Source organism: [Muricauda] lutisoli (nom. illeg.), assembly GCF_017313105.1.
Taxonomy (GTDB): domain Bacteria; phylum Bacteroidota; class Bacteroidia; order Flavobacteriales; family Flavobacteriaceae; genus Flagellimonas; species Flagellimonas lutisoli.
This window is the reverse complement of the sequence record NZ_JAFLND010000001.1, coordinates 859,878-880,703: the sequence shown is the minus strand read 5'-3', so window position 1 is coordinate 880,703 and position 20,826 is coordinate 859,878. Positions and strand designations below refer to the sequence as shown.

General features: G+C 41.3%; 17 protein-coding genes and 1 tRNA gene. 11 read left to right on the top strand and 7 right to left on the bottom strand.

All coding sequences use genetic code 11. From position 1 onward, the window contains the following. Window positions 1–12: 12 nt before the first annotated feature. Together J0X13_RS04190 and J0X13_RS04185 are read right to left on the bottom strand one after the other, a co-directional pair. Window positions 13–1,296, bottom strand: a complete 1,284-nt coding sequence (locus J0X13_RS04190) for an anthranilate synthase component I family protein (protein ID WP_207070192.1) — start codon at window positions 1,294–1,296, stop codon at window positions 13–15. 3 nt (window positions 1,297–1,299) lie between these two features. Next, entirely contained in the window at window positions 1,300–1,836 is a 537-nt protein-coding gene (locus tag J0X13_RS04185; protein WP_207070191.1) for an NADPH-dependent FMN reductase, read from the bottom strand. 130 nt (window positions 1,837–1,966) lie between these two features. Here J0X13_RS04185 and J0X13_RS04180 point away from each other — a divergent pair, with 130 nt between their 5' ends. Then, a complete protein-coding gene (locus J0X13_RS04180) occupies window positions 1,967–3,163 on the top strand; it encodes a heparan-alpha-glucosaminide N-acetyltransferase domain-containing protein (RefSeq protein WP_207070802.1) in 1,197 nt (398 codons plus the stop codon). Window positions 3,164–3,219: 56 nt separating this feature from the next. Here J0X13_RS04180 and lpdA read toward each other — a convergent pair whose 3' ends face one another. Both lpdA and J0X13_RS04170 read right to left on the bottom strand, forming a co-directional pair. Further along, entirely contained in the window at window positions 3,220–4,623 is a 1,404-nt protein-coding gene (gene lpdA / locus J0X13_RS04175) for a dihydrolipoyl dehydrogenase (protein ID WP_207070190.1), read from the bottom strand. Window positions 4,624–4,830: 207 nt separating this feature from the next. Further along, complete coding sequence (locus J0X13_RS04170) at window positions 4,831–5,289, bottom strand: Lrp/AsnC family transcriptional regulator (protein ID WP_207070189.1); 459 nt, start codon at window positions 5,287–5,289, stop codon at window positions 4,831–4,833. A 150-nt stretch (window positions 5,290–5,439) separates the two neighbouring features. On the opposite strand from J0X13_RS04170, the gene J0X13_RS04165 reads away from it, so the two are divergent. The 8 genes from J0X13_RS04165 to ribB all read left to right on the top strand — a co-directional run bounded on the left by J0X13_RS04165 (window position 5,440) and on the right by ribB (window position 15,456). After that, a complete protein-coding gene (locus tag J0X13_RS04165; RefSeq protein ID WP_207070188.1) occupies window positions 5,440–6,660 on the top strand; it encodes an aminotransferase class I/II-fold pyridoxal phosphate-dependent enzyme in 1,221 nt (406 codons plus the stop codon). 96 nt (window positions 6,661–6,756) lie between these two features. Beyond that, window positions 6,757–7,464 (top strand): DUF4386 domain-containing protein, encoded by a 708-nt coding sequence (locus J0X13_RS04160; RefSeq protein ID WP_207070187.1) that lies wholly within the window; start codon window positions 6,757–6,759, stop codon window positions 7,462–7,464. Window positions 7,465–7,663: 199 nt separating this feature from the next. After that, window positions 7,664–9,160, top strand: coding sequence for a Na+/H+ antiporter NhaC (gene nhaC, locus J0X13_RS04155; RefSeq protein ID WP_207070186.1), 1,497 nt, complete (start codon window positions 7,664–7,666; stop codon window positions 9,158–9,160). Window positions 9,161–9,349: 189 nt separating this feature from the next. Further along, entirely contained in the window at window positions 9,350–9,715 is a 366-nt protein-coding gene (locus J0X13_RS04150) for a diacylglycerol kinase family protein (protein WP_207070185.1), read from the top strand. Window positions 9,716–9,777: 62 nt separating this feature from the next. Further along, window positions 9,778–12,165, top strand: coding sequence for a DNA translocase FtsK (locus tag J0X13_RS04145; protein WP_207070184.1), 2,388 nt, complete (start codon window positions 9,778–9,780; stop codon window positions 12,163–12,165). A 4-nt stretch (window positions 12,166–12,169) separates the two neighbouring features. After that, the gene (gene lolA1, locus J0X13_RS04140) at window positions 12,170–12,817 is read left to right on the top strand and encodes an outer membrane lipoprotein periplasmic chaperone LolA1 (protein ID WP_207070801.1); all 648 of its coding nucleotides are present in this window, start codon (window positions 12,170–12,172) and stop codon (window positions 12,815–12,817) included. A 3-nt stretch (window positions 12,818–12,820) separates the two neighbouring features. Further along, entirely contained in the window at window positions 12,821–14,320 is a 1,500-nt protein-coding gene (locus J0X13_RS04135) for an LptF/LptG family permease (protein ID WP_207070183.1), read from the top strand. Beyond that, window positions 14,317–15,456 carry a 3,4-dihydroxy-2-butanone-4-phosphate synthase gene (gene ribB, locus J0X13_RS04130; protein ID WP_207070182.1) on the top strand — a complete coding sequence of 380 codons (1,140 nt, stop codon included), beginning with the start codon at window positions 14,317–14,319 and terminating at the stop codon, window positions 15,454–15,456. The genes J0X13_RS04135 and ribB overlap by 4 nt, the downstream gene beginning before the upstream one ends. On the opposite strand, the gene J0X13_RS04125 is transcribed toward ribB, so the two are convergent. Together J0X13_RS04125 and J0X13_RS04120 are read right to left on the bottom strand one after the other, a co-directional pair. Then, window positions 15,453–16,646 (bottom strand): DegT/DnrJ/EryC1/StrS family aminotransferase, encoded by a 1,194-nt coding sequence (locus tag J0X13_RS04125; protein ID WP_207070181.1) that lies wholly within the window; start codon window positions 16,644–16,646, stop codon window positions 15,453–15,455. The genes ribB and J0X13_RS04125 overlap by 4 nt on opposite strands. A 21-nt stretch (window positions 16,647–16,667) precedes the next feature. Continuing rightward, a complete protein-coding gene (locus tag J0X13_RS04120; protein WP_207026703.1) occupies window positions 16,668–17,474 on the bottom strand; it encodes a sulfite exporter TauE/SafE family protein in 807 nt (268 codons plus the stop codon). 154 nt (window positions 17,475–17,628) lie between these two features. Here J0X13_RS04120 and J0X13_RS04115 point away from each other — a divergent pair. After that, window positions 17,629–17,713: transfer RNA gene (locus tag J0X13_RS04115), tRNA-Ser, on the top strand. Between the two features lie 251 nt (window positions 17,714–17,964). After that, window positions 17,965–19,206 carry a site-specific integrase gene (locus J0X13_RS04110; protein WP_207070180.1) on the top strand — a complete coding sequence of 414 codons (1,242 nt, stop codon included), beginning with the start codon at window positions 17,965–17,967 and terminating at the stop codon, window positions 19,204–19,206. A 558-nt stretch (window positions 19,207–19,764) separates the two neighbouring features. On the opposite strand, the gene J0X13_RS04105 is transcribed toward J0X13_RS04110, so the two are convergent. Further along, window positions 19,765–20,097 carry a cupin domain-containing protein gene (locus J0X13_RS04105; RefSeq protein ID WP_207070179.1) on the bottom strand — a complete coding sequence of 111 codons (333 nt, stop codon included), beginning with the start codon at window positions 20,095–20,097 and terminating at the stop codon, window positions 19,765–19,767. Window positions 20,098–20,826: the final 729 nt, after the last annotated feature.

The window sequence follows — 20,826 nt, the reverse complement described above, 5'->3', positions numbered from 1 at the left end:
TACGAATAAACCTTAGCCTTCTTCCAAAACGGTTCGCATGGCTTTGGCCTTGAGCAAACATTCCGCATATTCCTTTTCCGGTTCAGATTGTGAGGTAATGGCACTCCCCACGGAAAAGGACACATATTTTTCAGGGGCATTGTACAAAATACTTCTAATGACCACATTGAAATCAAAGTCCCCATCTGGAGCAAAATAGCCGACAGCGCCACTGTAGAGGCCCCGTTTAGTCTCTTCTTGTTCTTCAATGATTTTCATTGCGGAGATTTTTGGAGCGCCCGTCATACTACCCATTGGAAAGGTTTCCTTAATCAATTCCAATGGGTTTTTATCCGGTGAAACCTTTGAAACAACGGTAGAGATCAACTGATGCACTTGCTTGAAGGTGTATGGCTTACAAAGTTCTTCAACCTCCACAGAGCCCCGTAATGCACTTTTGGATAAATCGTTACGGACCAGATCCGTTATCATAATGTTTTCAGAACGTTCCTTTTGATCTTGGGATAGTTCTTTTTTGATTTTTTCATCTTCCAACTCATTATTCCCCCTTCCTGCAGTTCCTTTTATGGGCTGGGAAATCACTTTCTCACCGATTTTTTTAACGTACCTTTCGGGTGATGCACATATCAAATAGTTGTCGCCCAACCTAGCAAAGGCCGCAAAGGGTGGTTCGGATATACCGTTCAGTTTACGATAAGTTTCCCAAGGGTCAATTGAAACATCATCTGCATAGAACTCTTGGCAAAAATTGGCCTCGTAAATGTCTCCCCTGTGAATGTGTTCCAAAAAACGGTTTGCCTTTTCAAAATAAGCATCTTTATGAATGCGCATTTTTATGTTGATGGAGGTCTCCTTTTTGTTTGATGGTTCAAGTGGCTTACTCTTGATTATTTCATTATGGTCAACTTCAATTTCATCGGCAAAAGTTTCCAAATACTTAAAATGAAGCTGTCCGTCCGCTACAATGATAAGTTTGTTCGGGCAAAAAAACTGTATCGTCGGAAAGGCCAAAGAATCCAAATTATCGGAAGACAAATTCTCCAGTTCATTTTTAAAATCATAGGAAAAGTATCCGAAAAGCCATTCGTTTTCTTCTTTTAAAAAAGTGTGGAGTTCATCAGCTACCTTGAATATTTTAGGAGCGCCAACCGCAAGACAGGCTTCAAAACTCGAGTAGTTATCAATGTGCGAATTACTATCCAACCAAACCACATGACGATGATTTCGTGACCATTCAAACACAGCCTTTTTACTCTTTGCAAGGGAATCAATCTTAAAGGAACGTTGTGTTCGCAATACCTATTTATTTAAGGAATTCAAGAATGTGTCCAATGCCTTCTGGTGTTGCGATTTCATATCATCGTCCAGAATACCGGCTTCCCCGAAATTTTCATTGAATGATTTTAGGGAAAAAGTGGACACTACTTCTCCGCCAAATTTGGGAATCATACCTTCCACAACAACCAAAGACCTGACTCCTCCAAAACGACCTGGCGAAGTGGACATCAACATGAACTTCGTGTTAAGAAGGAAATTGCGGTCCATACGCGAAAGCCAATCCAATATATTTTTAAAATAGGCCGAAGGGTTTCCATTGTGCTCGTTTACGGATAGTACCATGGCATCCGAATGCTCCAATCGCTCCTTTAATTTCACCAAAGCATCGGGAAACCCATGTTCAGCTTCATGGTCCTCGCTGTACATTGGAAAATCATACTCAGCCATGTTGAGCGTCTGAATATCATGATCTTGCACCAAAGAAACAGTATGTTCCACCAATTTAAAATTGATAGAAGTGGAAGAATTACTACCAGCAAATGCCAAAATTTCAGCCATACCCTAAATTGATTGATTGTTTCGCTAAAATACCTCAATAAAAACATAGGTGCGACTATTTTGCATATTTTTGGCGCGACAAACATCCAAACGGCCTGCAAAACAAGTATATAGGGTGAACATGAACCAGATGACAGCCAAAAGCAACAGGTTATTTTTTATCGATGCCATGAGGGCATGGGCCATTTTGATGATGCTCCAAGGCCACTTTATCGATGGATTGTTGGACCCCATTTTCAGGGATTCCAGCAGTACCATTTACAATATTTGGCTTTATTTTAGGGGAATTACCGCTCCTGTCTTTTTTACGGTTTCTGGGTTTATCTTCACCTATTTGTTGATTCGGGTGCCCCAGACCGGAATGAAAAATCCAAGAGTTTCCAAAGGAATTCGGCGAGGATTGCAACTTTTGGCCATTGGCTATTTGCTTCGGTTGAATCTTGGCGGGCTTTTAAAGGGCCAGATCTACAATGGTTTCTATCTTATCGATGTACTGCATTGCATTGGGCTGTCCATTTTAGGGCTTATTGGCATTTATGTGCTCACCGCTAAAAAGAAAAAGTATGTATTCCCTACCGTGTTGGTAATTGTCACCTTGGTCCTTTTCTTGTTCGAAAGAGTTTATAAGGATTGGTCCTTTGCCTTTTTGCCCGACTTTTTGGCCAATTACTTTACCAAGGCCAACGGTTCGGTTTTCACCATTGTTCCATGGTTTGGCTATACCACTATAGGTGCTTTTATCTCTGTGCTTTTTACCCGATTCAAAAATTACAAATATTTGTACCCTGCTGCCATTTCCATAGCATTGGTTATCGGTTATTTGCTGATTTATCGATCCTCTTCGGCTTTTGCGGTTTTGTATGATTGGACGGGTTTTGAATTCCTTAAATTGATTTTGTCCAACAACTACTTGTTCATAAGATTGGGGAATGTTTTTGTGGTATTTGCCGTATTTATGATACTTCGCCAACTTATGACGAACAAAACCGTTTTGAAAATCGGGGCGAGCACACTTTCCATCTACGTAATCCACTTTGTCATCCTTTACGGAAGTTTTACCGGATTGGGCTTGTATCGATTCTTCAATCGTTCACTGTCACCGGAAATTGTGATCCCAGGTGCCTTTGCCTTTATGGTCGCCTGTACGTTTTTGGCATTGCAATACAATAAATACGAAGCGAACATCAAATCACAAATCTCGTGGGGCATTTCGTTTGCCAAGTACCAGCTCATCGAATTGAAAGAGATTTCTGTTCCCGTACTTCGTGAAAGTATTATTCGTATCCGACTTTTTCTACGTCGTCTATTACGTACTGTTAGGAGCTAAAAAAAGCATCCAATCGTAAGACTGAATGCTTTTCATATTTCTTGACTTTTCTCTGACTACACGTGCAGCGCCCTATCATCGGTTGCAGCCAAAGCAGCTTCCTTAACAGCTTCCGCAAAAGTTGGGTGGGCGTGGCTCATGCGGGAAATATCCTCTGCGGATGCCCTAAACTCCATGGCCGTGACACCTTCTGTGATTAAATCGGCACAACGCGCCCCGATCATGTGGACACCCAATACCTCATCGGTGTTCTTATCGGCAAGAATTTTCACAAAACCATCAATATCCATACTGGCTCGGGCTCTTCCCAAAGCACGCATGGGGAACTGACCTGATTTGTATTCCACGCCTTCTTCCTTCAATTGCTCTTCTGTTTTACCTACAGCCGCAACTTCTGGCCAGGTGTAAACCACTCCGGGAATCAAATTATAATCGATATGTGGTTTTTGACCCGCCAAGATTTCGGCAACCATGGTTCCCTCTTCTTCAGCTTTGTGCGCCAGCATGGCTCCTTTTACCACATCGCCAATAGCGTAAATATTGGAAACATTGGTCTGTAAGTGTTCGTTCACCTCTACCCTGCCCCGTTCATCCAGTTTCACTCCTGCAGCTTCGGCGTTCAATCCATCGGTATAGGGCTTACGGCCAACGCTGACCAAACAATAGTCGCCTTTTATGGTCACTTCCTTGTCCTTTTTGTCATCGGCCTTTACGATTACCTCGTCACCTTTGCGCTCCACGGATTTTACTTTATGGGAAAGATTGAACTTCACTTTTTGTTTTTTCATCACTTTGGTGAGTTCCTTGGACAATGCACCGTCCATCCCCGGAATAATACGGTCCATGTACTCCACTACGGTTACATCGGCACCCAAGCGCTTGTATACTTGTCCGAGCTCCAGTCCAATGACCCCGCCGCCAATTACGATCAGGTGTTTTGGAACCTCTTTCAATTTCAACGCCTCGGTAGACGTGATCACTCGTTCTTTATCAATTTCAATAAACGGTAGGGACGAAGGTTTTGAACCTGTAGCTATGATAATCTTCTTGGCCTCAATGGTCTCCTCTCCATCTTCTTTTACAATATTGATGTGCGTAGCATCTTTGAAGCTTCCCACTCCGTGATATACATCAATCTTGTTTTTGTTCATCAAAAAATCGATGCCTTTGGTGGTCTGATCCACTACACCTTGTTTGCGGGCAATCATTTGCTCCAAGTTCACTTTTACTTCACCTGGAATATCAATGCCGTGCTCCTCAAAGTGTTTTACGGCATCTTCGTAATGGTGTGATGAGTCCAAAAGCGCCTTGGATGGGATGCAACCTACATTGAGGCAGGTTCCACCAAGCGTGGCATACTTTTCTATAATTGCCGTTTTCATTCCCAATTGGGCACATCGAATGGCCGCCACATAGCCCCCTGGTCCAGAGCCGATGATGGCTACATCATATTGATTCATATTGTATTATTTGTAAGGATAATTGCTTAAAAACTGTGTTTCGTTAAAACAAGCGTAAAAATACAAATGTTTTTCGGGACAGTCCCAATCAATTCTGTTGGATTGTTGGGTTAAGGCTGAAGGGAGAATATTTGATTTTTGGATGGTTCGATTTCTAGATGGTCAGATAGTTTGGATTATTGGTCATTGTTAATTGTTGATTTTATATTAGATATGAACGGATGGGCTGTTCTTCACTTCGTTGATCACAAAAGAGCTTTGGGTGTTCCCGATATTTGCAATGGCTGTGAGCTTAGTGACCATGAACTCTCGATAGCTCTTCATATCCTTTACATAGATCTTTAAAATGTAGTCGTAATCCCCGCCCACGTGGAAACATTCGGAGACTTCTTCCAATTGCAGTACTTCGCGTTCAAACTTTAGGACATTTTCTTTGGTATGTTGCACCAATCGAATCTGACAAAGTACCATAAAGTCGCGCCCTACCTTTAACTTATCCACCAAAGCGGTGTATTGTGTAATTACCCCATTCCGCTCCAACCGGCGGATACGCTCATAAACGGCCGTTTTGGACAAATTCAGCGCATCTGCATATTGTTTGGTTGTTTTTTTACTGTCCGCTTGAAGCAATCTTATCAGTTCAATGTCTATGCTATCCAATTTCATACCGACGAATTTTCTAGTCTATGCGGCTAAAATCACATTTTATAGATTATTTTCCTAATAATATTATTTTTAATGTCAAATAATCTTCATTTATACAATACTCTTGACTTAGGGTCTACAAATTCATAATTTTACTAAAAACTGTACATTATGGACTATAAAGCATCAGAACACATACAAGACCTTCAATATTTTGGTGAATTCGGAGGTGTAAACCCTTCTATTTCAGATTCATCAACTTACACTTTCCTGTCAGCAAAGACCATGTTCGATACGTTCGAAGGAAACACCGAAGGCTGCTACCTGTACAGCCGTCACTCCTCCCCTTCCAACCTATATTTGGGGGAAGCCATGGCACAATTGGAAGGAACGGAGTCCGCCAATGTGTACGCTAGCGGAATGGGCGCCATCACCGCTGTGATTCTACAATTATGTGATTCGGGCGATCATATTGTTTGCAGTAGAACTATTTATGGGGGCACTTATGCTTTTCTTAAGAATTTTGTGAAGAAATTCAACATTGATGTTTCCTTTGTTGACATCACCGATTTGGATACCGTAGAAAAATCCATCACGTCCAAAACCAAAATGATTTATTGTGAAGCCATTAGCAACCCATTATTGGAAGTTGCCGATATCCCGTCACTATCAAAAATCGCCAAGAAAAATGATATGCCTTTAATAGTGGACAACACTTTTTCTCCGTTAACCATTAATGCAGCACAACTAGGTGCCGATATTGTAGTGCACAGTTTAACCAAATTCATCAATGGCAGTAGCGACTGTGTGGCAGGCGCTGTTTGTGGTACGGCGGATTTCTGCTTGAGTTTAAAAGATGTGAACAATGGAGCTGGAATGTTATTGGGAAGTACATTGGACAGTTTACGTGCCGCTTCCATTTTAAAAAATATGCGAACGCTGCACATTCGAATCAAAAAACACAGTGAAAATGCCCATTACTTGGCCAAACAATTTGAGAAGGATGGTTTAAAAGTGGTATATCCTGGATTGGAAAGTCATTCTGGCCACGACCTCATGAAATCACAGATGAACCACGAATACGGTTTTGGTGGTATGCTTACCCTCGATGTCGGTTCGGTAGAAAGAGCCAACGCACTGATGGAATTGATGCAAAAAGAAAAGTTGGGGTATTTAGCGGTAAGCCTTGGTTTTTACAAAACCTTGTTCAGTGCTTCGGGAACTTCCACCTCTTCCGAAATACCTGAAGAAGAACAAAAAGAACTCGGACTGTCCCAAGGACTTATCCGTTTCTCTATTGGTCTGGACAACGACATCCATAAAACATATATTACCATGCGAAGCTGTATGGAAAAGCTGGATATTTTATCGCCCGAAACTAGTTTGACATAGGTGCTAGCAGTACAGAATCTAAGTTTTCTTGTATCAAAATGCACTTTTTATCGTCCCATATTAGTTTAATCAGCTAAATTGAAATTTTAGGAGCGAATGGATAAAGGTTTGAATCTGAATATTGACGATAAACGAAGTAAGTTATTGGCAACAGCAAGAACGGCCGGAATATGGTACCTACTTATGGCTATATCCGGCATTTTAGGGTTTCTCATACTCCACTCACAGGTCTACAGTGCCAACCCCGAACAAACATTGAGCAACATTCTAGAGGCAGAAACAGTTGCGAGGCTTAGGTTATTGTTGGAGTTGGTGATTATCGTTTCACAAGCACTTACTGCCATTTGGTTTTACCGCCTATTTAAAAGTTGCAATGAATGGGCTGCACTCGCAACAGCGATCTGGGGAACCGTTAATGCAGTTGTTATCATGGTCAGCGCCATAGCTATGGGCGCTTCCATTAAAATAGCCCTATCTTCTCAATTGTTGGAAGATAAGATAATATCCATTGATGTGCTGTCCAACGTTATATCAAATTCTTGGAGCGTTGGCGGTTTGTTCTTTGGCCTTTGGCTCATTCCATTGGGGTACATCATTACCAGTTCAAAAAGAATGCCTGTGTGGTTGGGCAGAACATTAATTGTTGGTGGAGTTGGCTATCTGTTAAGTACCATCATAAACTATTCCGGTGTCACAACAGGTTCATGGACAAGAATACTCACTTTACCTGCTACGATCGGGGAGTTCTGGATGATAGGGTATTTATTGATTTTTGGAATAAGACCTGTAACCAAAGAAAATTGATTTAAAACCGTTCACAACAATTTTTCAATATCCCAATGGATTCTACTACCACTAAATCCACTCTGAATTGCCAAAACCAGTACACATATCGGAACATTGGCTTTATTCGCTTAACCTACGATTAAGCGGAACGGAATATATGCTGTTTGCACAACATAGTGCAAAATCGTAATATTACCTTCTAACAAACTCAGACCAAATGCCGAAAAAAACGGAAAAGCCAAAATTTAGGGAGAATGAACGCATTGTAGAAAATAAAGATTTAACCATTGGGGAAGCATTGATCCCTGTTTTTGCCTTGGTTGCCATGTTGGCCTATAATGTATATGTTTTTGGGGACGATGCCCTAAGTGGTTCCAACCAATTCATTTTGTTGATGGGGGGTGCCGTAGCCGCCATCGTCGGTATTTTCAATAAGGTATCCTACAAACAGATGATTGCGGAAGTGGCCGAAAATGTAAGGTCTACCACGGGAGCTTTACTCATTCTTTTAATGGTCGGCGCTTTATCGGGCACTTGGTTGGTCAGCGGTATTATTCCCGCCATGATCTATTATGGACTTCAAATACTGAATCCCACTATATTTTTGGCCGCCAGCGTAATTATTTGCGCCATAATATCCATAGCTACCGGAAGTAGTTGGACCACGGCGGCAACTGTAGGTATTGCTTTGATTGGTATAGGCGACGCCTTGGGCATTTCCTTAGGGATGACGGCGGGAGCTGTGCTTTCCGGTGCTTACTTCGGTGATAAAATGTCGCCATTGAGCGATACCACCAACTTGGCACCTGCCATGGCTGGTGGCGATTTGTTCTCCCATATTCGTTACATGACCTACACTACTGTTCCCACGATTGTGGTCACCTTGATCGTGTTCATCATACTTGGTTTTACCATTGATACGTCGGGTGTGGCAGATACAAGTTCTCTTCTAGAAAATATTGGTGGCACTTTTAACATAAATGGTTGGTTGTTTTTAGTGCCCTTAGTGGTAATCTTATTGATCGTAAAAAAAGCACCTCCGTTAATGGCCCTTTTGATCGGGACCTTATTGGGCGGTGTTTTTGCACTTATTTTTCAGCCCGATATTGTCGCCAACATTGGTGGGGGATCCGCATTGAACTTTGAAACAGGCTACAAAGGCATTTTAAATGCGATAACCGTTGATACTAACATAGCTACCGACGATCCAGCCTTGAACGACCTATTCTCTTCGGGCGGAATGTCCGGTATGCTCGGCACTATTTGGCTGATTGTATGTGCCATGGTTTTTGGAGGCATTATGGACGGTATCGGAGCTTTGGAGCGTATTACAGAATCCCTTCTGAAATTGGCCAAGACCACCTTTGGGCTCTTCGCCAGTACCGTAGGGAGTTGTTTGGCTTTAAACGTAACCGCATCCGACCAATATTTGGCCATCGTAGTACCTGGTAAAATGTTTGCCAAGGCCTATAAGGAACGTGGACTAGCCCCTGAAAACCTCAGCCGGTCTTTGGAAGATTCAGGTACTGTAACCTCGGTCTTGGTACCTTGGAACACATGTGGAGCCTACCATAGTGGGGTTTTGGGCGTTGGTGTCGGAGAGTACGCCATGTATGCTGTCTTCAACTGGTTAAGCCCGTTTATGACCTTGCTTTTTGCTGCATTCAGAATAAAGATCAAGCAATTGGCCACAAGTAATAGTCCAAGCAGTTAGTCATTCTGACCAACTTTTTCAATTGTGTTGTTTATGGTTTCAATGCCGATGGGGCCATCCTTTAAAATAGTTGTGGACCAGATACTTTTACAACACACTTTTAGGAGAGTTTTTTAGTATTTTTGGCACCGAACTTGCTCTTTACTGCAGCATTGCAACCATTTTCAAAACATACTTGAAGCATTTTAAATGCCAAAAGAATCTTTTTTTAGGGACAGGATAAAAAGTGTGGGATATGCCCTAAAAGGCATGTTTCTATTATTGCGCACAGAATCCAGCATCAAAATTCAAGCTGTTATTGCTGTGGTCGTTACAGCTTTCGGTTTCTACTTTCAAATCTCGAATACAGAGTGGATATTACAGCTGTTGGCCATTGGTTTGGTCATGGGCGTCGAAGGGTTGAACACGGCTGTTGAAAAAATCTGTGACTACATTCAGCCCAATATGGACCCTAAAATTGGTGTGATAAAAGATATTTCCGCAGGAGCCGTTATGATAGTATCGGTTATAGCAAGTATTATTGGTTTGATCATCTATGTGCCCAAAATCTTTTAGTAAAATCCATAACCCCGAGTAGCAACGTAAATTTGTAACTTAGCCCCGCTTAAAATTGATTAATGGCCAAAAAACGAACAAAATCCAAATCAAAAAAAACTACCACAACTGCCAAGAAGAAGGTTTCCTTTAAGCCTTCCAAGCAGAACAAGATTATTTTTGGTAGCCTTTTGATTGTTCTAAGTATTGCTCTTTTCTTCTCCTTTATGTCATTTTATTTTACATGGCAGGAGGATCAGAGTATGCTGTCCCAGTTTGCCGACCGCAATGCCGAAGCCAGCAACTTACTGAACAAATTCGGGGCCAATGTAAGCCACTTTTTCATGTACAAAGGCTTTGGCCTGGCCTCTTTTATATTTCCGATCTTATTGGCCATTACCGGGCTTTATCTATTTCTTGGCCTAAACGGAACACGTTTGATCTCTAAATGGATTTGGGGCTTGGTCGGGGTCATCTGGGTGTCCGTTGCCCTAGGTTTTTTCGCTGCTGATTTTCCGCTGCTGGGAGGACTCATTGGTTATGAAATGAACGATTTTCTCCAAGATTATACAGGTAAGATCGGTGTGTTCTTGATTCTGATATTTGTTTTGATGGTGATTTTGGTAAGACTGTTCAATTTTACACCAGAAGGATTCGCCAATTTCTTCAAAAGGCAAAAGCAAAAAATCAAGTCGGACTTTAATGAAGATCCATCAACCGAAACCACTACGGAATCCACATTGGATAATGAAGAAGGAAGCATTGAGCTGACCACAGAGGATACCGTTCCCGAAAAAATAGATACCTACACCCATAAAAAGGATATTCCTCCTTTGGATGAAGCAGGACTTGATGTAAACATTCCAGAAGAAGAGGAATCCGATATCGACCTAAAGGTCGAAGAAACCACCATAGAGGAAGAGACCGATGCCAAAGCTGCCAAGTTGGTAGAGGATTTTGGGGAGTTTGATCCCAAATTGGAATTGGGCAACTACAAATTCCCAACATTGGATCTGTTGGAGGCCCACGGGGCTTCGGGAGGCATTACCATTAACCAAGAAGAACTTGAGGAAAACAAGAACCGGATTGTAAGCACCCTCAAAAATTACAAAATAGGGATTGCCCAAATCAAAGCGACCATTGGCCCAACGGTAACCCTATACGAAATTGTTCCCGAGGCCGGGATCCGTATCTCCAAGATCAAAAATTTGGAAGACGACATCGCCCTGTCCTTGGCTGCATTGGGAATCCGTATCATTGCCCCTATCCCTGGAAAAGGGACTGTGGGTATAGAGGTGCCCAACAAAAACGCAACCATTGTTTCCATGCGATCGGTGATTGCTTCCAACAAATTCCAGAAAGCGGAGATGGAGCTGCCCATCGCTTTCGGAAAAACCATCAGCAACGAGACTTTTGTAGTGGACTTGGCCAAAATGCCACACTTGCTTATGGCTGGTGCTACCGGTCAGGGAAAATCGGTAGGGTTGAATGCTGTCATCACCTCATTACTCTATAAAAAGCATCCAGCAGAGGTCAAATTTATCTTGGTCGACCCGAAAAAGGTGGAATTGACCCTGTACAACAAAATTGAGCGTCACTTTTTGGCAAAACTTCCCGATTCCGAGGAAGCCATCATTACGGACAACACCAAGGTGATCAACACGTTGAACTCCCTTTGTATTGAAATGGACAACCGTTACGAGTTGCTCAAATCAGCTATGGTAAGGAACGTAAAGGAGTATAATACCAAATTCAAGGCCAGAAAATTAAATCCGAACGACGGGCATAAATTCTTGCCCTACATTGTACTTGTCATCGACGAATTTGCAGATTTGATCATGACAGCCGGCAAGGAAGTGGAAACACCTATTGCCAGATTGGCACAATTGGCCCGTGCGATCGGTATTCACTTGATCATTGCTACGCAAAGACCGTCGGTGAATGTTATTACAGGTATCATAAAGGCCAATTTCCCAGCACGGATAGCGTTCAGGGTAACCTCAAAAATTGATTCCAGGACCATTTTGGACGCACAGGGAGCGGACCAGCTTATCGGACGAGGTGATATGCTCTACACGCAAGGGAACGATGTAACAAGGCTACAATGTGCCTTTGTGGATACGCCAGAAGTGGCTAAAATCACAGACTATATCGGGTCACAACGCGCCTACCCAGAAGCTCATCTATTGCCAGAGTATGTGGGCGAAGAATCTGGCACAAGTCTTGATAATGATATCGCGGATAGAGATGCCATGTTCAGGGAAGCTGCCGAAGTAATTGTAACAGCTCAACAAGGCTCCGCCTCTTTGATACAACGAAAATTAAAATTGGGGTACAATAGAGCTGGTCGAATCATAGATCAGTTGGAGGCTGCAGGAATCGTAGGCCCTTTTGAAGGAAGCAAGGCGCGACAAGTTCTGGTTCCCGATATGTATTCCTTAGATCAACTATTAGAAAATGAAGCAAAATAAAACCATGATCAAGAAAAGTATTCTTTTAATAACATTGTTTACAGTAGGGCTATTTTCCTATGGACAAAACTCAGATAAGGCCAAAGAGCTTTTGGACGAGGTATACAACAAAGTGCAGAGCTACGACAATATTTATATTGACTTCCAATCCACTTTGGAAAACACTGAAGCCAATTTAAAACAGGAAACCAACGGAAATGTAACACTCCAAGGAGAAAAGTATTTGTTGAATTATTTCGGGGCCAAGCAATTGTACGACGGAAACAAAGTATATACCGTGGTTCCAGAAAACGAGGAGGTAACCATTGAGGACGTAAACGAGGATAACGACAACGTGAGCCCATCTAAAATGTTGACCTTTTACAAAACAGGACACAATTACCAATGGGACATTCTTCAAAATGTAGGTGGCAGAAAAATTCAATATGTAAAATTGATTCCGATTGATTCCAACACAGAAATCAAATCAGTTTTATTGGGGATTGATACGCAAACAAAGCATATCTACAAGCTGATTCAAACGGGCAATAATGGAACCAAAACCACCATTACCGTTAATTCTTTCAAAACCAATCAGCCCATATCGAGTACTCTGTTTACCTTTGACGAGAAAAAGTACGAGGACAAAGGGTACTATATCATAAGAAACTAGGCATTGAAAATACTTGATCAGTATATACTAAGAAGATTTCTTTACAACTTCTTCAGTTCTTTTTTCATTCTGATCGTCATATTCATCTTTCAGGGAATATGGCTGTTCATCGATGATTTGGCGGGAAAAGGACTGGGCATGGTTATTATTGGCAAGTTTATTTTCTACTTTATCCCTACATTGGTGGACAAGGTGCTGCCCCTTACGGTACTCCTCTCCTCCATCCTTACCTTTGGTACATTTGCGGAAAACTACGAGTTTGCCGCCATGAAAGCATCTGGGATATCGCTCCAACGTGGGATGCGAAGTCTAATCGTATTTGTACTCTTCTTAGGTTTGGTCACCTTCTTTTTCGCAAATGATGTGATACCGAAATCTGAGCAAAAAATGTTCAACCTTAGGCGAAATATCGCTAAAGTAAAGCCCGCGGCTGCCATCACCGAAGGGGTTTTCAGTGATTTTGAAGGGACTGGCGAGGGAATGAACATCAAAGTGGATAAAAAATACGGAGAGCAAGACCGTTTTTTGGACAATGTCATCATCCATAAAAAAACAGAGCAGAACATCAACAACACGGTGATCAAGGCAAAATCGGGGGAATTGATCAGTAGTGAGGAATCCGATATTATTCAACTGGTATTGAAGGATGGACATTATTATGAGGAAGTTTTGCCGAAAGACTCCAAAGAAAAGCGGAAACAGCCTTTTGCTAAGTCGAATTTCGAAACCTATACCATTAATATTGACATTTCGGAGCTCAATGAACAAGATTTGGAAGAGGATCAAAATATCACCACCAATAAGATGAAAAACGTAGGGCGACTCATCAAGGATATTGATTCTCTCCGTGAAAACAACTTGGAAAAAGTAGCGGCATTCTCCAAAAACGTAGTGAATCGCATGGGAGCTTTTCAAAATACCGTACCTCAAGACAGTACCCAGAAAAACTTGGAGGCCATTAAGCGAGACACTATAGAAGAGGCCAAACAAGATTCCATTAAAACTATAGATGAGTTCATCAAGAGTTTAGTGCAGTGGGAGCAGATTCAAGTAATGAAAAAAGCCCAAAACGAGGTTTCCAGTATCTTAAACACAGTAGTTGCCAAAAAAGACGAACTGCAAAGTAGGTATAAGTTCTATAACAGTCATATTTTATCGCTTCACCAAAAATACGCGCTTGCACTTTCCTGTATTATTTTGTTCTTTGTAGGAGCGCCTTTAGGGGCCATAATCCGTAAAGGAGGGCTGGGATTGCCCATGGTGGTTGCAATCATCTTATTTTTGACCTATTATTTTATTGGGGTTTTTGCAGGTAACTATGCCAAAGAAGGAAACATTCACCCTGCCTTAGGGGCGTGGCTCCCCACATTGATCATGTTGCCCTTGGGCATATCGTTGACCAGACGTGCCACTGCAGACAAAGGATTAATCGGGTTTGGTCATTTTATTGACCGCATCAAATCAATATTTAAAAAGAAAGCAAAAGAAGCTGAAGACCAATGATCGCCAAAGACAAAAAAATACAGCTAAATGCCATAGAAGAAGCCATTGCCGATATTAGACAAGGTAAAGTGATTATTGTTGTAGATGATGAAAACAGGGAGAATGAAGGTGATTTTTTGGCAGCCGCTGAACTGATTACCCCTGAAACCATCAATTTTATGGCCACCCATGGTCGAGGACTTATCTGTGCCCCACTTACCGAAGGGCGATGCAGGGATTTGGGACTCCATAAAATGGTAAACCACAATACCGACCCGTTGGAGACGGCCTTTACGGTTTCCGTAGATTTAAGGGGCAATGGGGTAACCACAGGAATTTCGGCAGCTGACAGAGCAAAAACGGTTCTCGCACTCACCAATAAAACTACAAAGCCACATGAATTGGCGCGACCAGGACACATTTTTCCCCTAATTGCTAAAGAAGGAGGGGTTTTGCGCAGAACAGGGCACACCGAAGCCGCGATTGATTTTGCACGACTGGCCGGATTGGAACCTGCTGGGGTAATTGTGGAAATTATGAACGAGGATGGCTCTATGGCCAGACTCCCCCAACTACTGGAAGTCGCCAAAAAGTTCGATCTTAAAATTGTTTCCATAGAGGATTTGATTGCCTACCGCATGGAGCATGATAGCTTGATCGAACTTAAAGAAGCCTTTACCATAAACACCAGGTTTGGTGAGTTTAGATTACGGGCATACCAACAAACCACCAACGACCAAGTCCATATTGCTTTGCTCAAAGGAAATTGGAAAAGTGGTGAACCCGTACTGACCCGCATCAACTCTACGTTGGTAAACAACGATATGTTGGGAACCTTGACCAACAATCCGGACGAAGGCTTACAACGTATGTTCGATGCTTTGAACAAGGAGGAAAAAAGCGCCATGATCTTTATAAATCAAGGCAACCAATCCATGAATTTGTTGAGCAGGTTATCCGAATTCAAAAAATTACAAAAGGAAGGCATAAGCAAAGCGCCCAAAATTGAAATGGACAACAAGGATTTTGGTATCGGTGCTCAGATTTTGCACGACCTTAATATATCGAAGATTCGATTATTGACCAATTCCGGTCAAACCCGACGTGTGGGAATGGTAGGTTACGGCCTGGAGATTGTGGAGTATGTAAAATATTAAAGAACCGACTTAATAGCCTCCACCATTTTACTGGCCCGATCGGTTACTTCCTCTTCCGACCATCCTAATTTGATCAAGCAGGAAATATTTCTGGACATCCATTTATCGGATTCGGAGAAATCAGCCTTGCTGTAATCGGGCAAAGACTCTTGGACATCTTTTGGTAGCCTGCCCAAGGATTTCATTTCGGTCAAATGCTCCCACTTTTTGTAATAATGCCAATTGTTGTTGTACCAATAAAAACAACCATCAACACCAACTTCGCTCAAAGCTTGATGCGTTTTTTGGGCAAAATCCCCACTTGGCAAAAAGAAATTGAGAAAAGAATAGTTCTCCTCGCCTCCATCGGGCACCGTTCTAAAAACAATTTCAGAAATAGTTGACAATGCTTCCCTTAAAATGGTATAATTCCTTTTTTGAATGCCGACAAACTCATCCAATCGGGCCAATTGGGCTACTCCTACAGCAGCATTCATCTCGGAGATTCGGAAATTGTATCCTAAAAATGGATGTTCTTCTGCTCCTCGATTATTTCCAACATGATCATGACCGTGATCGGAGTATTTATGTGCATTTTCGTAGTAATTTTTATTATCTGTAATTACCGCCCCTCCTTCTCCGCAGGTAATGGTTTTTACGTAATCAAAAGAAAAGCATCCAAGGTCGCCAATGCTGCCCAAAGGTTTTCCATTGTAAGTGCCGCCAATAGCTTGGCAAGCATCTTCGAGCAACAAGAGCCCATGTTTGTCACAAATGGCCTGCAAAGCGTCCAAATTGGCCATGGAACCGCACATATGCACGGGCATTACCACTTTAGTTTTGGGTGTGATGGCTTTTTCCACCGCTTCGGGCTTCAAGGTAAGGGTGTCGTCAATATCGACCAAAATCGGCACGGCCCCGAGGGCTAGAATGGATTCAAAACTGGCAACAAAGGTAAAGGTGGGCATAATTACTTCATCCCCCGCTCCAATGCCGGCACTTGCCAATGCAACCGTCAATGCTGCCGTACCACTGCTTACGGCATGAGTATATTTAGATTGCATACGCTTGGACAGATTTGCTTCAAGTTCCTTGGTTTTCCAATGTCCGTTGCGCATACCATCGAACCCATAGCGCATCAGCACTCCAGAGTCCATTACATCTTGTACTTCTTTTCTTTCCTTGTCTCCAAAAAGTTCAAATCCAGGCATATTACTTTATCAAAAAATTATTCAACTACAATAATCATCACTTAGAATATAGTTGCAGATCCAATCCATTAATTGGTCTCCAAACCATAGTTTGACAGCCATCACGATTACGGCAACCACTAAAAATGTTTTTATAAATCCATCCCCTTTTTTTACGGAGAACCTACTGGCGAACCATGCTCCCGAACCGTTACCGATGGCCAGTATAAACCCCAGTTTCCAATCAATCTTATCATTAAAGGCGAAAACGGCCAAGGCGGCCAACATGTATATAAACACAACCGCAACTTTGGTGGCATTGACCCGAACCAAGTTCATTCGGTTGTAAAAATGCATGAACAACATCATTAAAAAACCAAGACCGGCGTTTATAAAACCTCCATAAATTCCAAAGAAGAAAAATACGATCAAACTTACCCAAAGATATTTGCCTGTAAGCCGTTCCTCTAATTCCCCCACCCTCATCTTGGGTTTAAATATGATAATGAGCACTACGGCCAGCATTACAATGGCCAAAATCCTATTAAAGGTTTCCCCATCTATATCCACGGCAATATAGGCCCCTATAATAGATCCCAAAAAGGCAGCTATTCCCAAATATATATTAAGGGGGTAGGTGGAAATGCCCTTGCTCTTAAAACCGGCGGTTGCCATGGCTGTTTGGATAACAATAGCGACTCGATTGGTACCGTTCGCCACGGCGGGCGGCAAGCCTAAAAAGATGAGTGTGGGCAATGATAACAAAGACCCACCTCCTGCTACAGTGTTTATAAATCCGACCGCAAAACCTACAGCCACCAAAAGCAAATAGTGGTACCATTCTAGCATAAAAACAAAGGTATGACCATTGTTTTTAACCCACCAACTGATTTTTACAAACTTTTATACAGTTGATGTAAAATGATTTGAACCAGTGAATTAAACAATAATGCAAAAAGGTCTTTTGGGATAACAAAAAGCTTTATATATTTGCACCCGCTTAGGAGGAATGGCAGAGTGGTCGAATGCGGCAGTCTTGAAAACTGTTGAGGGTCACACCTCCGGGGGTTCGAATCCCTCTTCCTCCGCTGAGAGACACCATCTCAAAACAAGAAACCCTGTAAATTATTGATTTACAGGGTTTTTATTTTTTTTGATGTCAAATGATATCATTTGATTTCATCCTAATAGGTGCCCAATTCGGTGTCACCTACAATCTCGCCAAAAAGGGACACCTAATATCAGTTAAAATATTGTTATTCAATACATTACGAGGATTAAATTTTAATTTTTTTTTACTAATTTCAAGGAGAACAATGTTAAAATAGGTGTCCCTTTTATGTTATCTCTCTTATTCTACATCAAAAAGCACAAAACCGATAAAGCAGGTCGAGCAATGATCTACATCAGAATCACGGTAAATGGAAAGCGTTCGGAGTTCAGCACAGGTCGCAAAATTTACCCCAACACCTGGGATGCCACCAATGGAAAGGTATTGGGGTTCTCCCAAGAAGTACGTCAACTGAATTCGCAATTAATGAAAATACGTACCGACCTTTTTCGGCATGCAGATAGATTGAAAGACAAGGGCCGACCATTGACCGCTGTTTCACTTAAAAATTCTTACCTAGGTGTGGATAAGCCCTCAAAAATGTTATTGGAAATCTTTCAAGAACATAATGACAGGGTTGAAAAATTAGTTGGGAAAGATTTTGCTCCTGGCACAGCAGAACGATACAAAACCGCAAAAAGTCATTTGGCCGAATATTTACAGAACGAGCTTCGAAAGAAAGATATTCCTGTCGTAGATGTGGATCATTCCTTTATTTCCGGTTTCGAATATTATCTAAAGACAAAAAGAAAGTGCAGCCATAACACGGCAATCAAATATGTGGTGAACTTTAAAAAGATCATTAGAATCGCTTATGCCAATGGTTGGATCAAAACAGACCCCTTTGCCAATTGGAAAGCACGATTAAAAACTGTAGAACGGGAATTCCTGACTGATGAAGAGCTTCAACGACTAATGGATCATCCTTTTACAAATGAACGGTTGGCGCATGTAAGGGATTGTTTTGTTTTCTGTTGTTTTACCGGATTGGCCTATGCAGATGTAAAAAAACTGACACATGATGATTTTGTGATAGGAATTGATGGAGATCTTTGGATAAATACCAAACGTACCAAGACAAAAACCAAAAGCAACATTCCTGTTCTTCCCACTGCATTGATGATACTCGAAAAATACGAGCACAGTCCCTTACTTGTAGATAAAAAGGTGCTACCAGTATTGACCAACCAAAAAATGAATGCCTATTTAAAGGAAATAGCGGACCTTAGCGGAATCAAAAAACACCTGACCACTCATTTGGCCAGACACACTTTTGCAACCACAGTAACCCTTTCCAATGGTGTATCCATTGAATCTGTAAGTAAAATGTTAGGGCATAAATCACTCCGAACCACACAACATTATGCGAAAATTTTGAACCGGAAAGTCAGTGAGGATATGCAGTTATTGAAAAAGAAACTGAGTTTCCAGGAAAAAGTCAGGTCGAATGCAGTAAGTCCATTAAAATGAAGACATAAAAAGTTTGACCGATTAAGAAGCCTAAATCAACACAGTTATTCTGAATCGGGATATGTCTTATCAGCCTATGGAGATGATAAATACCAAAATAGTCAAGCAGATTGAAATGAGAAGGGTTGTTGAATTGAAGGTGCCATATAACCAATTGTGAGCCAATCTACCTACAATTTTCATGGAGTGGTGATAGTAATTGTATTGGTGTTTTTTAATCATAAGGTATCTGTACCCTCCTCTGATACAGCCCACCGTTAAGTGAATTAGAACGAACTTAATAATTATAGATGCCATGTTCAATTTCAATGATGATCATTTATCTGTTTTAGAATCGATAACTTACCTCTATACGGCTTAAGTTCACAATCAAAATAAACCAGTTCATTTGTACCAGGCCCGTTTTGGATGGTACAATAATAGACCTTACGTACATACAATCGTACCACAAGAATGACGCTGGGCCTTACCTTGGCAAAAACAAGATCGCCTTTTTTATATATTATCACTTCAGTATTCTTTTTGATAAAAATGCTTTTCTAATTATGAAAAAACTGATCATAGAGTTTTTATGGTGGCACATAGCATCTTGAATTTATGGTTTGCTTCAAAAGAGCAGACCGTGGAGGTGGGTATAATTATGGAATCACCTCTAAGCATGAAAGTTGAATTGCCATCAATGACCACCTCAGCTTTTCCTTCAATGATATGAACAAACCGAAGATATGGTGATTCGGCATGGGACAAAACCTTGCCGAAATCAAATGCGAAAGCCTGTAGTACACAATTATCTTGGATACATATATTTTTTACTACAATGGCATTGGAATTAAACTCCAGTATATTGGTGAGGTTAAACGTTTTGGACTCCTCAAATTCTTCGGTTTGCATGATTTATGATAGGATTGTGGTATTTCTACTTCTATTCAGACCCATTTTTGGCATCCCGCTTTGCTTTTTTGGCCGCCTTTTTTTCTTTGGGTGATTTTAAAGGAGCTGTCTTGTCTGATTTTCGCTTACCTCCTTTTTCTTTGGACATAGATCTTATTTTTAGTTGATATGGATTTTACTTTTCATAATATGGCCTCTAGAAACAGAATTGCCAAATAGACGGTGAAAAAGATGAAACATTTTCGCATTTGGATATTGATTTACCATTGAATATTAATTTGAAAACTTAAAATTATGCAGGCCATCGTCCTTTTTGGGAGTTCAGCACTTAAGGATTAAAAAGGGCAGTGTTTTTTAGTTCCTGCCCTTATTTGAGACTCTGATATAAAATCAGGGACGATTACTTAATAATTAAATTGGCATTTTGTGTAACTGGAAAGTTCTTTGCCAAATTAATGTGGCTTGCCAAAACCTCTCTTATCTAAACAAACCAAGGAAAATCCTTGTCGTTTTTTTTCTCCATCTTGACTGCTCCATTTGTACCGTTATAAAATATCGGTCTTAGGAAATATCTTATTTTCCAAGGGATTAGTTGTATAACATTTTTCTTTTTCATAGCATATAATGATTACTGTTAGTTTATTGATTAAAAATGAACTACACAAAGTTGGTGTATTCCCTTCAGGAATTAGCTACAGAAATATTCAGAAATATTACATATATCATAGG